This window comes from Paenibacillus sp. FSL P2-0322, from assembly GCF_037975315.1.
Taxonomy (GTDB): domain Bacteria; phylum Bacillota; class Bacilli; order Paenibacillales; family Paenibacillaceae; genus Paenibacillus; species Paenibacillus polymyxa_B.
In genome coordinates this window covers 874756-888181 of record NZ_CP150243.1, presented here as the reverse complement: position 1 = coordinate 888181, position 13426 = coordinate 874756, and the positions used below count along the sequence as shown (strand labels likewise).

General features: G+C 48.1%; 11 protein-coding genes. 3 read left to right on the top strand and 8 right to left on the bottom strand.

From position 1 onward, the window contains the following. The first annotated feature begins 77 nt into the window (after window positions 1–77). The 3 genes from MKY24_RS04020 (at window position 78) to MKY24_RS04010 (ending at window position 3767) form a co-directional block, all read left to right on the top strand. Window positions 78–1199 carry an LCP family protein gene (locus MKY24_RS04020; RefSeq protein ID WP_023987022.1) on the top strand — a complete coding sequence of 374 codons (1122 nt, stop codon included), beginning with the start codon at window positions 78–80 and terminating at the stop codon, window positions 1197–1199. An 83-nt stretch (window positions 1200–1282) separates the two neighbouring features. After that, window positions 1283–2599: a glutamate-1-semialdehyde 2,1-aminomutase gene (locus MKY24_RS04015; RefSeq protein ID WP_023987021.1), complete on the top strand. Its 1317-nt coding sequence runs from the start codon at window positions 1283–1285 to the stop codon at window positions 2597–2599. A 208-nt stretch (window positions 2600–2807) separates the two neighbouring features. Next, entirely contained in the window at window positions 2808–3767 is a 960-nt protein-coding gene (locus tag MKY24_RS04010) for a DMT family transporter (protein WP_071559300.1), read from the top strand. A 94-nt stretch (window positions 3768–3861) separates the two neighbouring features. On the opposite strand, the gene MKY24_RS04005 is transcribed toward MKY24_RS04010, so the two are convergent. The 8 genes from MKY24_RS04005 to MKY24_RS03970 form a co-directional block, all read right to left on the bottom strand. Next, on the bottom strand, window positions 3862–4275 hold the full coding sequence (locus tag MKY24_RS04005; RefSeq protein ID WP_028540999.1) for a sensory rhodopsin transducer: 414 nt from the start codon (window positions 4273–4275) through the stop codon (window positions 3862–3864). A 53-nt stretch (window positions 4276–4328) separates the two neighbouring features. Next, complete coding sequence (locus tag MKY24_RS04000; protein WP_068939430.1) at window positions 4329–5363, bottom strand: glycoside hydrolase family 88 protein; 1035 nt, start codon at window positions 5361–5363, stop codon at window positions 4329–4331. 72 nt (window positions 5364–5435) lie between these two features. Further along, a complete protein-coding gene (locus MKY24_RS03995) occupies window positions 5436–6548 on the bottom strand; it encodes a rhamnogalacturonan acetylesterase (protein ID WP_071559301.1) in 1113 nt (370 codons plus the stop codon). 112 nt (window positions 6549–6660) lie between these two features. Beyond that, window positions 6661–7500, bottom strand: coding sequence for a carbohydrate ABC transporter permease (locus tag MKY24_RS03990; protein ID WP_023987016.1), 840 nt, complete (start codon window positions 7498–7500; stop codon window positions 6661–6663). A 5-nt stretch (window positions 7501–7505) separates the two neighbouring features. Continuing rightward, window positions 7506–8414, bottom strand: coding sequence for a sugar ABC transporter permease (locus MKY24_RS03985; RefSeq protein WP_023987015.1), 909 nt, complete (start codon window positions 8412–8414; stop codon window positions 7506–7508). Between the two features lie 238 nt (window positions 8415–8652). After that, window positions 8653–9942, bottom strand: a complete 1290-nt coding sequence (locus MKY24_RS03980; protein ID WP_028541002.1) for an extracellular solute-binding protein — start codon at window positions 9940–9942, stop codon at window positions 8653–8655. A gap of 175 nt (window positions 9943–10117) precedes the next feature. Next, on the bottom strand, window positions 10118–11677 hold the full coding sequence (locus tag MKY24_RS03975; protein ID WP_023987013.1) for a response regulator: 1560 nt from the start codon (window positions 11675–11677) through the stop codon (window positions 10118–10120). Then, window positions 11655–13385, bottom strand: a complete 1731-nt coding sequence (locus tag MKY24_RS03970; RefSeq protein ID WP_339201442.1) for a histidine kinase — start codon at window positions 13383–13385, stop codon at window positions 11655–11657. Before MKY24_RS03970 ends, MKY24_RS03975 begins: the two co-directional genes overlap by 23 nt. Between the last annotated feature and the right edge of the window lie 41 nt (window positions 13386–13426).

Genomic DNA, 13426 nt, shown 5'->3' with positions numbered 1-13426 from the left:
AAATCCATAGTTAAATTGATTGTGCTCCAAAAAGAAATTATAATGTAATGAACTGAAAAGCGAAAGGGAGAGCATCCATGACAAGCAGAACCAAAAGGACGATATGGTCGGTTCTAGCCGTGGTAATCGTCGCGATTGTCGGCTTTGCCGTGTACTATTTTACATCCATTTATAATCAGCTGGATAATCTGCATAAAGAAGGCGCTAACTCCCCCTTCAAAAATGTAAAGCAGGTCGATCAGGTTCGTACGCCAGAACCGCCCAAGTGGGAAGGTACCGATATGGTTAACATTTTGCTGATGGGTGTCGATGGGCGCGGTATCCAGAAAGGGGAAGTTCCCCGATCAGACAGTATGATGGTCGTATCGCTGGACCCCGTTAAGAAAAAAATCCACCTGTTCTCTATTTTGCGTGATACGTACGTGGATATTCCCGGCTATGGAAAAAATCGAATTAACACCGCCATTACTCACGGACCCAACACAGCCATGAAGACGGCTGGCGATCTGTTAGGCATCCCGGTGCAATATTATGTGTACACGGATTTCCAGGGCTTTATCAAACTGGTGGATGCCGTAGGCGGGATTGATTTTGAAGTGGAAAAGGATATGCATTATACAAGTAATGCGGATAAACATCAGTACGATATTGATTTGAAAAAGGGCATGCAGCATCTAGATGGCAACACGGCGCTTCAATATGTGCGGTTCCGCCACGATGCAATGTCCGACTTCTCCCGATCAGGACGGCAACGCGCATTTTTGGAGGCAATAGCCCAGAAAATGCAGACCACGACTTCCATCGCTAACTTGCCAAATATTTTAGAGCAGGTTAACCCGTTCATTGACACGAATCTCAGTGTTAACGATATGTGGAAGCTGGCAAATGTGGGGTACCAAAGCAACTTTGCAGGCAGCGAACAGGTTCCACCGATGAAGATGCTCGGAGAAGAGAATGTGGGCGGCGCGGCAGTTCTTACTGTCCGCGATCCGGAAGAACTGAAAACGTATGTGCAGGATATATTTAATAATCCACCCGCACAAACACAGGAACAAAATAAGGATCAGAATGAAACGAAACAGCCAGACAGTGCATCGTCTACCAAGAAGGATAAAGCTTCTTTTACAGGGGGCAGTAAAACCAGTAATGAGGATGCTTCCACACAATCAACAACAAAGACAGGACAAAAAGAGCTATAATGATGTATGCAGGGGCAGCCGTGAACGCTGCCCTTTGGCGTGTGTATACCCTATTTTAATGAACGGAAAGGAAGTTTTTGATGATGAAACGGGAAAACTCCGAAGCACTATATAAAGAAGCCCTGGAGCATATTGTCGGGGGCGTTAACAGCCCTTCACGCTCCTTTAAAGCTGTGGGCGGCGGCGCTCCAGTATTCATGAAACGCGCTAAAGGTGCTCATTTCTGGGATGAGGATGATAATCGGTATATCGACTATTTGGCGGCTTATGGCCCTATTATTACTGGACATGCCCATCCCCATATTACTAAGGCTATCAGCGAAGCGGCCGCGAACGGCGTATTGTACGGAACCTCAACGGTATTGGAAATCAAACTGGCCAAGATGCTGAAGGAAGCAATTCCTTCTATGGACAAGGTCCGGTTTGTGAATTCTGGCACAGAAGCGGTTATGACAACGATTCGTGTTGCACGGGCCTATACGAAACGGAACAAGATCATCAAATTTGCCGGCTGCTACCACGGTCACTCGGATCTGGTACTTGTTGCCGCAGGCTCCGGCCCTTCCACGCTAGGCATACCTGACAGTGCAGGCATTACGACCAACATTGCGAGCGAGGTTATTACCGTACCATTCAATGATCTCGACGCGTTACGCCAAGCCTTGGAGCGTTGGAGCGACGATGTGGCGGCAGTCATGGTCGAGCCCATTGTCGGTAATTTTGGCATGGTCATGCCGCAACCCGGTTATTTGGAAGGGTTGTGCTCCATGGCGCGTGCGAACGGCTCACTCGTCATTTATGACGAGGTCATTACCGCATTCCGATTCCACTTCGGTTCCACCCAAACGTATGCAGGTTTGGACAACCATGATGCGATTCAGCCAGATTTGACCGCGCTGGGCAAAATCATGGGCGGTGGTCTGCCGATTGGTGCCTACGGCGGCAGCAAGCACATCATGGAGCAGGTTGCCCCACTCGGCCCAGCTTATCAGGCGGGTACGATGGCGGGCAACCCGGCGTCCATCTCGTCAGGCATCGCCTGCCTTGAAGTCCTTCAAGGGGAAGGCGTGTATGAAGAGATGGAACGTCTGGCTGTGAGGCTGACGGACGGTATCCAGTCCTCTGCCGAACGCTACGGCGTGCCATTGACGATCAACCGAATTCGTGGAGCGTTCTCGACGCATTTCTGTGATCATCCGATCACGAATTACGCGCAGGCGCAGGATACGGATAGCGAAGCGTTTGCATCCTTCTTCCGTCACATGCTGGATCGCGGTATTCATCTGGCACCATCCAAGTACGAAGCCTGGTTTCTCACAACAGCGCATACGGATGAAGACGTGGATACTACGCTGGAAGCGGCGGACGATTCGTTCCGGGCGATGTCACAAGGTAAGTAAACTAAACAGTAAGTTGATAAAATATGAATAGGATAAGAGCTGGAAGTAGTCTTAGGGATGGGTATCCGACCTCTGGGACTTCGTTCCGGCTTTTTTTCATTTCACAACTGTACCCGTACAGTTGCAGATTTTATGGATTGTATCAAGTTATGCCATCCGGGTATATTGAGAGAACCACAGGTTAAGGTCATTATTACGGAGGTTTATTATGAACAGTCGTTCCAGAAATGGAGCCGCCTATCTGGCAGCTCTCAGCTATGCAGCTATACTTGGATTTTCATTTTTATTTGTAAAATTGACAGTCACAGAGGCGAGCCCGCTGGATGTGATCGCCCACCGCTTTGCGCTGTCTTTTATCGCTTTGACCATTCCCGTGTTGCTCGGTTGGATCAAGATCAACATCAAGATGCGTGACATTCTGCGCATTTTACCACTGGCGCTGCTCTCGCCATTAGTGTATTTTCCACTGCAAGCCTTCGGGCTGATGAGCACTTCTTCATCGGAAGGTGGAATTATCCAAGCAACCGTTCCCATCTTTACGCTGCTGTTAGCTTCCTATTTTATTAAAGAGCGTACAACGGTAGTCCAGAAGATTTCCTTACTGCTCTCTGTCTTTGGCGTGGTTTTTATATTTGTGATGAAAAGCGGAGCACCGCTAGCATCCAATAGCTATGGCGGTATTCTTCTGCTCGTGCTTTCTGCGATATGCCTATCTGGCTATAATGTGCTGGCACGACCATTAACACAAAAGTACAACCCAATGGAATTGACCTACGTTACCTCTATTTTGGGATGTATCGTTTTTAACGTGGTGGCACTGGGATATCATGCCATAGACGGCTCCATGAGCGCCTATACCGCTCCACTGGTGAAGCCTGGTTATTGGATGGCACTGATTTATCTAGGCATTCTGTCTACCCTCGTCACCTCGCTGTTATCGAGCTTTGCCTTGAAGTGGATCGAAGCCTCCAAAATGAGTGTGATCGGCAATTTATCCACCCTCATTTCCATGATTGCCGGTGCTTACATTTTGAAGGAGCAGCTCGCCTACTATCACATTATTGGGGCTGTGATGATCATTATCGGCGTGTTGGGTACCAATTTCGGAGGACGAAAAAACTTCACGCCAATCAAAACAACTTCGGCAAAATCACAAAAAACGGGCTAAAAATAGACACTCATTTGCCTGCAAAAAAAGAAATCTCCAGGCTGCGCAATTCCAGCCGAGAGATTTCTTTTTTCATTTCTTAGTCTTCGTCGCATTAGATAGGGTACGCCATGACACTCATTAACGCCAATTCCGGCTGTGTCGTGTCCAATCTGCTATATTGTACGATTATGGGCACATCGCTAGTGACCGTAATTGCGTAAGGAATACCTACCGGAATCTGCTCGCCGGATTTCTCCAACGAGGCTGTTCGGATATGACGGGTTCGTCTTCCTTCCACCACCTCGATCAATCCCTCCAATGGCTCGCGGTCTTCAAAATAGATGTCCATACTCAGATTTGCCACACGGCTCCCACAATTCAGCACGCATATACTCTCATGACTGAGCAGCTCACCCCGGCTTTCCGGTGGAATATACCCATCGGGGATGACCCAGAATAGGCTGCCTCGCGGCTGATTAGCTACTTTTTCATGAGAAAGCTCCTGAGAAAGTTCAGTATCTCCCATGCTATCGGCCTCCTTTGACCTATGAATACTTTCGTTTCCCTATGTCCCTTCTTCTAGCCATACGGATTCTCCTTGGTACGCAACAGTTGAGCCAGAAAAGCAAGCGCCAATCCCTGACCCCATCCCTGAATGCGTTTGTATGGAACGTTTCGATAGCCGTCAATATCGTTCATCACAGCAGTTCCCGCGGATACACCCGTTACTGTGCCGTCGTCCTTAATGCGGGAAAGAATACCTTCGATCGCCTTTTGGGTGTATTTGTTAAACAATCTTCCTTGCATAAGCAAGGCGGTCGCAATTCCTGCCGAGCCCGAGGTTTCCAGATAAGAGGTATCATCGTTCAGCACCGTATGCCACAGCCCTTCTGGGGATTGCAGCCGCACCAGTGCATTGAGCTGGTCACGCAGCGAGCCGTCGATGATCATATAAGATGGATGCTGCACCTCCACAAGTTTCAGCGCTTTTGCCATCGTGAGGGCTGCCCATGAATTGCCGCGCGCCCAATATATTCCTGACATCCGGCTTTGATTCGCATGATCCCATCCGTGATAATACAGATTCGTATCCGGGTCCTGCAAAAATTCTTCATGCCCGTGATATTGACGAATTCCATCCTCCCAATACTCCTTGTTGCCTAACAGATGACCGATGCGCAGCAAATAATAACCGGCCATAAACATCGTATCCACCCATGCTTGCTGCGGAAATACATCATGAAGTGAATTCACCGTATGCTGGAAAATGCCGTCGGCAAACCGCTCCGCTTTTTTGGCCAAAAATTCTGCCATCTCGATGGAAATATCAAGATATCTTTGCTCACCTGTGGCCTGATAAAGCGTCAACAAACAGTGCCCGACAGAAACGCCGTTCACCGAGAGAGACGGAAGCCCATCCTCGATATTTTCGTCTACCCATTCTTTTAGCTTGGTCAGATACTTTTCGTTCCCTGTCGCTTCATACGCTTCGCATACTCCGTAAAAGGCTACTCCGCCCGGCCAATCCCAGCTGTAGTGCATTTGAAAGGTGCGTTCTACTACCCGGTCGATCACCTGCTTAACTTGTTCTTCATCAAAAATCAATGCAGGCATTTCCACGTCTCCCCCTTTGGTAAGTTTCACGTGAGTTACCTCCTTGACGCCCGTACATGAAAAGGTCGTCCTTCAACGTAAATACATGCGCAGCGGTTGCAAATCCAGTTCCTTCACAGCATCCACCACCATGTCTGCAATACGAACCGCGCCATTCTCATGAAAATGCGTGTTATCCTCTAAGCCGCCGGAAAAGTTCATGTATTCACCAGGCAGCAACCACATAAAAAGCTCTTTACTCTCTTCGGGACCCAGCTGCTCATATAACTCCTGCGTGCGGGCAGACAAATCAATCAGCGGTACATTCGCTTCTTCCGCCAGCTCACGAACCGCTGTTACATAGTCACCATGTGTGTCAGATAGCGTACCATCCTCGTTAAAATAGCGACGATGTACGGGCGTGACCAGTACCGGGGTTGCCCCATGGCTTCTTGCGCCGTCGATATAGAGGCGAAGATGCTCCTTGTAGGTTGTAAAAGGCTCTGTAGCCCGCTCCGGATCAGGCTTCTGATCATTATGACCGAACTGGATGAACAGGAAATCTCCTGCCTTTATTTCGCCCAAAATGACACCCAGCCGTCCTTCGTCCATGAAGCTTTTGGAGCTTCGCCCCGATACGGCATGATTATCCACGCAGACATCATGCTTGAACAAGGCGGGCAAAGCCTGACCCCAGCCTGTATACGGATAGCCGGATGCGTCCTGATCCGTAACCGTGGAATCTCCGGCTAGGAATAGCCGGAGGGTCTGTGGCGCTGGTGCAATCTCCAGCGCATTGAGCCTTGGCGCGGTGCCTGACACGGTGAGGCGCAGTTTGCCACCCCGGACAGGCACCGCAAACAGTGCTTCGGTGAACTGGCCCGGCAGCGTGTGCACTGGGGGAAGCATGTGCTTGCCTTCACCAGCCTTGAGTCGCGTGAGCGTTTCCGCCTGCGAATCGCCAACCAGTATAGTGACAAGATACAGCCCGTCTGGCACATCTACAACAAATGCAGCGTTTAGTGGAATACAAAAGCTGCTTCGCAGCCGCGTGCGTGCATCCTTGGCTGCACTCTGCCTTTTCCGACCGTACACATGCTCCGTAGTCTCAAAGCCATAGCCCTGTTCAGTTGTATATAAGCAATCCGGAGACACTCCCTTGTAGCCATCCGCAGGCTCCCCCGGACCAAAATCAAACTTCCACAATTTACTCACCTCTCAGCCATCGCCCTCAAATCCCGTCCATTCAATCGCACAAACCCGGATGCCTTCCATTTCCACTCGTAAGCTTCATAACTCACGCTATGGATTTTGGATCTTACCCCTTCAAACCACTCGTACTCATTCCTTCTACAATTTGCTTCTGGAATGCGAAGAATACAGCGATAACTGGAAGCAGGCTTAGGATAGACATCGCGAACATTCCTCCCCAGTTGGAAGCCGACTCGCTGTCGAGGAACATCTTGAGTGCAATAGATACGGTATATTTCTCTGGCGAATTCAGATACAGTACCGGACCAAGCAAATCCTCCCACTTCCAGTAGAAAGAGAAGATTGCCGCTGTAGCCAACGACGATTTAAGTAAGGGTAAAATAATTCTGAAATACAGCCGGAACTTGCCGCATCCGTCAATCGTCGCCGCCTCATCCAACTCTGCTGGAATCGTCCGTATAAACTGCACCATCAGAAAGATGAAGAACGGCATCCCGAAGAAGGAGGGTACCACTAACGGTAAGATCGTATTGATCCAACCGAGCTTGGTGAAAATAATATATTGCGGTACCAGTACCACATCCCCTGGTAGCATAAGCGTCACCATCATCAAAGCAAACCACAAGTTACGCCCTTTGAATTTCAAGCGTGCGAAGCCAAATGCGATCAACGAGGAGGAAAGCACAGCTCCAATCGTTGAAATCACCACGATCGTGAGCGAGTTCAGAATGTACGTGCCAAAGTTGTAGCCAGTCGTCCCTTTCCAACCTGTTACATAGTTTTGCCAGATCCATTCTGTAGGGAAAAGCGAGGATGCCGTGACGAATATCGTCCGACTTTCTTTAAACGAGCTGAACAGCATCCAAAAAACGGGATACAGCATCAGGAGCGCCAGTGCAGCAACCAGTATGTGATAAATTGGCCATTTGACCGTTTTCCATGCCATCAGTATCAGCGCCCCTTTTCCGTTTCATAAAATACCCAGTATCTGGAGGTTATAAATAAAATCGCTGTCAGTATCCCAATCATAATGAGCATGACCCAAGCCATGGCTGCCGCATATCCCATGTTGCTGAACATAAACGCCTGCCGGAACAGATACAGTGAATGCAGCATCGTTCCATCCATCGGGCCTCCTTCGCCCTTAGAAATAACATAAGCCGGGACGAAGGTCATAAAGGCGCTGATCGTCTGCATAATCAGATTAAATAGAATAATGGGGCTAAGCAACGGCAGCGTAATACTGAAAAATTTTCGTACTGGCTTAGCGCCATCTACACTGGACGCCTCGTACAATTCAACAGGAATGTTCTTCAAACCTGCCAGAAAAATTAGCATGGAGGAGCCAAATTGCCATACGGACAGGGTGATCAGCATCGTAAGCGAAGCATCCGGATCACCAAACCATTTCACCGGGGTCGCCCCTAGAGTCGAAAGCAGGCTGTTCACTATGCCGTTATTACTGAAAATGTTCCGCCACATAATCGATACCGCAACGCTACCTCCGATAATGGATGGCAGATAGTACATCGTCCGATAGGTGCCGACCATGCGCGATTTGGTATTCAAAATCATAGCCACAAACAGCGCGAAAATCAGTCGCAACGGTACACCGACCAATACATACGTAAACGTGACCCTGATCGAATTCCAGTATTTCGGGTCGCCTGTGAACATCTTTTCGAAGTTACCCAGACCAATCCATTTGGGCGGGGTGAACAGGTTGTAGGTGGTAAAGGACAGATACAGCGAAATAAACATTGGAATTAACGTAAACGCCAGAAAGCCCACAATAAAAGGGCTGATAAACGCATATCCGGTCATATTGGCTTTCAAGCTCTGATGATTTCGCAAGCTCATCAAGCCTCCCTTCTGTTGCATTTAAAGAATTAGTAAAACTTTATGATGTCAATAATTCGTTGTTATGAGAATAATATCGTGATGTCTGCAAAGGGTGCTTATGCAGTTGCTTCGTCGAATCAACCGTGCGCAATCATGTTTTGGACTACGCACGGTTAACTTAACGAAATGTTCCTTCGATCCTATCGATTCTTATGCTAAAACGTTGTCAGATATCCTAAAGGTCTCATTACGCTTATTATTGCTTGTTATTCGCAAGGATGGTATTCGCATCAGCCCGGAATTTGGTCGCTGCGTCTTCAGCCGTCATCTGTCCGAAATTGACCTGCTCAATATAATCGGTCAGAGTCGCAATCACTTCCGGCGATCCGACTGGTGGCGGCGGGCTCATTGGAGAAGCCTTCGGCTCCATGGAAGCTACAAATTCAAACACCTGCTTCGTAGGCTCGCTCAACTCTGGTGCAACAGCTTCCTTGATTTTGGCGGAAATCGGCACGCCCCGTTCGCCTTTAATCAATTTATTCGCTTCTACATCGTTCATCCAGAAATCAATAAACTTTGCGGCCTCATCCTTCACCTGTGAACGGGAAGCAACCGTCCAGTACATCGTAGGCTGCATATATACGCCTTTTTCCATATTCGGCCCAAACATCGGAGCCAGTGCCATTGGGCGGTTAACGACCTGCTGTAAGCCCACATACTGATTGGACCACTGCCAAATACCGATGCCTGTTCCTTTTACGATATCGGATTCCTCAAGAATCCCCTTGGTCTGGTTCATGATTTCAGGAGGCGGGGTCGCTCCCTTCTTAATCAGATCAGCCAATCCGCTGAAGAAGTCAACAAACAGCTTATCGTCGTCATACCCCAATCCTGTTCCTTCCGCATTGTAGAGAGTCTTTCCTTGAGTACGCAAATAGTAGTGGAAGAAAATATCGGCAGCCATCGAGCTGTCAAAGTATACTTTATTGGAACCAGCCTTTAAAGCCATTTCTTTGTATTGATCCCATGTCCAGTTGTCAGGAATTTTGTCTATACCCGCTTTTTTGAGCAACGCCGGGTCATACTGGAAACCCAGAACATTAACACCGGTTGGGATACCATATTGCTTTCCAGCAATTACGCCGGTTTTGAGTACATTTTCGGTCACATCAGCGACCTGAATTTTTTGATTCAAGTAAGGCGCGAGATCCTCCAGCTGACCATTTTTCGCATATTGGCTAATGTACGAAATGTCCATTTGCACGATATCCGGCAACTGATTAGCCGCAGCCTGCGGAGCGAGTTTTTTCCAATAGTCATCGAAAGAGGCATATTCCACATCAATCGTTACATTTGGATTTTTCTGCTTATACAAATCAACGACCTTTTGCGTGTATTCATGACGCGTATCCGATCCCCACCAAGCGATACGTAACTTTACTTTCCCGTCTGCACTTGTGCCCGAATTGCCGCCGCCCGCTCCGCTACATGCCGTCGTCAAAACGAGCAGCATAGCTATGATCAGAAACCATCCCTTTTTGCCCACCTATCTCTCCCCTTTTCGCTGTTCTAGAAAGGAGCCAAATTACGAGTGACAACGCACTTTCGCAATTTTGATAGCGTTTACATTAGCTCCTGTTGTTATTTTCCCAAAAGCCGAGAAACATTGGAATACACAAATCAGGTTTCCTGGGTTTAAAAAACAGTGGGACTCCATACGCTCATCCCCGTTCATGTGATTTAATGTACTCGGAAGGCGTCATACCCGCCCACTTTTTGAACACTTGGCTAAAATATTGTGCGTTCCCACCGAAGCCGAACCATTCCGCCAGCTCAAACACCTTCACGTCTCCTGTCTCCCGAATATGCTCAGCCGCACGTTCGATCCGATAACGATTGACGTAGTGTGAGAAGTTTTCCCCCGTCACCTTTTTGAATATCTTCCCTAAGTAGTCGGAATTCATATACAGCATTTGACCTGCCACTCCGTTCAGCGACAGATCCGATTTTCTGTAGTTTTGCTCAATAATAGTGATCATTTTATCAACGGTGGAAGATTGGCGATACACATTACTTTTATAATAGATTGCGGTCATTCGTTCGGCAGCTTCCTGTACAAAAGATTTGAGACATGCCAGCGTTTTTTGCTCTGCCAGCACCACCATTCGGCTCGTAAACGCCGCACGCTCTTCTTCGGGGCATATACGGATCATAGCGGCATAGAGCTGAAGCACATAGGAGCGGGTCACGGAAATTTCCAGCTTCATACGGGACAGAATACCGAACAACCGATCCACTTCCTGTGCAACCTCCACCGTATTTCCAGCCTTGATCAGCAGACCGAACTTCTCCTCGTCCAGCTCCAAATCTGCCATCTCCCGGGTATCCTCAGCCGCTAAATCCTCCTTCGTAATCAGACTGCCTTCCCCGGTGTAAAACCGGTGATTCATACAATGCAGTGTCTCCCGATACATCCCCCGTGAATGCTGCATACTATCCGACTCACTAACTGCGACCGTTACCTCCAGCTTGTAAAAGCGATGAAATGTCGCACGTACCGCTTCAATCTGTTTCATAAACCGTGACGTGTCATCCTCACTTTCCAGCACGATGAGCAATTGCCCCTGCATGGTCGTACTGAGCAAGACATCATCCATCAAATCTGCCGCTATATTTTGCAATGCAAACAAATGCTCCGGCTCATGTGATTCCTCCACCCGCAGCAGTAGCATTCGAACCTGCTTATCTTGCAATTCAAGTCCGAATAACCGTTCATAAAATGCGATATCGCGGCTACCGTAAGTTTTATAGGAAATAAACTCCTTCAAAAAGTGTTCCTTCACATGAGGCAGCATACGCTGAAAATCTAGCTTCATCCGGTTTACAAACTGCTTGCGTTCTTCCTGCTCCTCCCGCTCCTGCCCCAACTCGGTCAGAGCCTCATGAATTTGCCGCTCATTGCATGGCTTCAACAAGTAGTGCTTCACCCCGTATTGCATGGCCCGACAGGCATAGTCGAAATCTTTGTAACCAGACAACAGAATGAAACGAACGTCTGGAAAGTGCTCCGTCGTTTTGGCAACCAGTCCGATACCGTCTAGTCCAGGCATAGAGATGTCGCTAATCACAAAGTCAGGCGGGCTGGCCTGAATCTGATCATAAGCCTCAATCCCGTTACGTGCCGTACCCACCAATCTCGTTCCCGCTTTACCCCAATCAACCACCTGCGATATGCCTTCCAAAATCATACGCTCATCATCAACCAGTAGCACCTTGTACACGACCCTGATCCCCTTTCACATATGGAATACAGACATGAATCGACGTTCCTGTTCCTGACTCGCTATGCAGCTCTATCCCCCAAGGTGTACCAAATGTCAGGTTAATCCGTTCTTGAATATTCGTAAGTCCAATGCCCTGCCCACGGGTCGTGACCTGCCCGCTCCGCAGTTTTTCCAAGAAATCCGGCGTCATTCCCGGTCCGTCATCTTCAACTCGCAGAAATAGAGCCCCCTCGCCTTCTCTCGCAATAATAGCAATCCGACAGGGTTCAATTCGCGGCTCCAACGCATAATGGATGGCATTCTCCACCAAAGGCTGAAGCGTTAGCTTCGGAATTTGCGCATCCATCAGTTCTTCCGGGACATCCAGATGGAAAACGAGACGTTCATCAAAACGTGTTGTTTGGATCGTTACGTAGCTCCTTACAATATCCAGTTCTTTTCGAAGCGGAATCAGTTGCTCTTCAAAACTGACCGCACTACGCAATAGAAAAGCAAGTGCTTCCACCATCTCTGAAATCCGATCCTGCTTATTGGCCTTGGCGAGCCAGTTCACGGATTCCAGCGTGTTGTATAAAAAATGTGGATTAATCTGTGCTTGTAGTGCCTTTAGCTCTGTTTCCCGCAGTAATAGCTGCTTGGCAACATTTTCATTAATGAGCTCACGAATGCGGCGAATCATTTTCTTATATGTCCTATGCAGCAAGCCCACCTCATCCTGTGTGGAAAGAGGGACCGCGCCAAGTGCTTCTTCCTCCAAACGGTCGAGATCGCCTTTTTCTATTTTACGCATGTTCTGGATTAATTGAACGATCGGTTTGGTAATGCTCCCTGACAACCTAGCCCCCAGTGCCAATGCGATAAGAAGCATAATGACAAAAATAGCGCTTACAACTTCTTTAATGATCGTAATGCTGCGAAACATATCATCGAAGGGGGTCATATGCAAATACGTCCAACCCGTATAAGAGGATTTGATTTGAGCAGCGAAAAAGGTTCCTCCTGAGTAGGTCGCAATCCCGTAAGGCTGCTTCCGACCAAGCTCGGCCTGAATATCACTCTCACTCAATAGTGGTGTTTCGGGATAAATCATCCGCCTTCCATCTGTAATCATCAGTTGTCCGTCACGGCCGGAGGTCTGCACACGATCCGCTACAATCCGGTCAATTCGCACACGAATCGCAAGCGTTCCGAGCCCATTCAGCGTAAAATTGGAATCGGTAAAGGATTTGAACTGCCGAGCTGCCAGCAAGGAGGAATGGCCTGCCGCATACCATGCATTGGAACCGTCATGTTCGTCTGCCAGCTCCGACAGGGTGGATCGAAGTTCTTGGGGAATACCTTCGCGGTTGCCCGCACTCATGACCTGTCCCTCTTTATCGATCACTATCATAGAATAGACATAGGTCTCAGAGCCGGCAAAGGCGACGAGCCTATTCGTTATTTTTTTACGCAGCACCATTTTGGCATAAGGTGACGTTTCCTTTTCCAATTGCAGCAAATAACGTTGAAGCTGCTCGTCCGTTGTTACCTTGAAAGTAACTTTTTCCACATCCTTCAACTCATTTTCTATACCGATTGAAGAAATATTGAGTACTTCGGATGTTTTTTTGTACATTTGATTATCATAAATATGAAATACGTACTTAAGTATGACTGCAACTACTGCAAAATTAACCAGCATAAGCACCGTAATCAGTAGTACCATTTTATGATGGATTCCAGCATTTTTGTAAGCGCTTTTAAAGT

Bases quoted from the DNA above. Each gene is read 5' to 3' on its own strand.
- MKY24_RS04020 (WP_023987022.1), top strand. From the start codon at position 78: ATGACAAGCAGAACCAAAAGGACGATATGGTCGGTTCTAGCCGTGGTA.
- MKY24_RS04015 (WP_023987021.1), top strand. From the start codon at position 1,283: ATGAAACGGGAAAACTCCGAAGCACTATATAAAGAAGCCCTGGAGCAT.
- MKY24_RS04010 (WP_071559300.1), top strand. From the start codon at position 2,808: ATGAACAGTCGTTCCAGAAATGGAGCCGCCTATCTGGCAGCTCTCAGC.
- MKY24_RS04005 (WP_028540999.1), bottom strand. From the start codon at position 4,275: ATGGGAGATACTGAACTTTCTCAGGAGCTTTCTCATGAAAAAGTAGCT.
- MKY24_RS04000 (WP_068939430.1), bottom strand. From the start codon at position 5,363: ATGCCTGCATTGATTTTTGATGAAGAACAAGTTAAGCAGGTGATCGAC.
- MKY24_RS03990 (WP_023987016.1), bottom strand. From the start codon at position 7,500: ATGGCATGGAAAACGGTCAAATGGCCAATTTATCACATACTGGTTGCT.
- MKY24_RS03985 (WP_023987015.1), bottom strand. From the start codon at position 8,414: ATGAGCTTGCGAAATCATCAGAGCTTGAAAGCCAATATGACCGGATAT.
- MKY24_RS03970 (WP_339201442.1), bottom strand. From the start codon at position 13,385: ATGGTACTACTGATTACGGTGCTTATGCTGGTTAATTTTGCAGTAGTT.